At 54.6% G+C, this 680-nt stretch carries 1 protein-coding gene; it reads left to right on the top strand.

Features of this window, described 5'->3' with window-relative positions; genetic code table 11:
- The coding region (locus C6Y40_RS14295; RefSeq protein ID WP_146129576.1) for an IS66 family transposase at window positions 1–680 on the top strand (680 nt) is incomplete at both ends.

Raw genomic sequence — 680 nt, forward strand, 5'->3', positions numbered from 1 at the left:
ACAAGGCATTGAGCTGCTTCGGCCCATCGCCAAGGCCCAGTGGCAGCACATTCTGCAAAGCAACATACTGACCATGGATGAAGTGCCCATTAAAGCCGGGCGTACCAAAGGGGCTGGCCGAAAACCGGGGCAAATGAAACAAACCTACTTCTGGCCGATGTACGGTGACAGTGATGAGGTGGCGTTTACCTGGAGTCACAGCCGGGGCATGTTGCATGCCAAAGCACAGCTACAGGACTTTACCGGTACCTTGCTGACCGACGGCTATGCCGCTTACACCAAAACGGTTGAACAATTAAATCAACACGAACTGCAGATTGTGCACGCTGCCTGTTGGGTACACATGCGCAGAGGCTTTGAAAAAGCCCTCGACAGTGAGCCGCAAACAGCGCAACAGGCACTGGATATCATCGCCACGCTCTACCGGCATGAAAAACACATCCGGGATAAGCAATCAGACCTGGCTGATATCCATACCTACCGGCAACAACACAGCGAACCCTTAGTCACTGAGTTCTTCCGGTGGGTCTACCAACAACGCCAGCGCACCGATTTACTGCCCAAATCCCCCTTCGCCAAGGCGCTTCACTATGCGCATGAGCGGGAGAGCCAACTCAAGGTGTTCCTGAGTAACCCGGCGTTACCCCTGGATACCAATCATCTGGAACGGGCACTGCGGG

It is taken from the genome of Marisediminitalea alba (assembly GCF_002993365.1).
Taxonomy (GTDB): Bacteria; Pseudomonadota; Gammaproteobacteria; order Enterobacterales; family Alteromonadaceae; genus Alteromonas; species Alteromonas alba.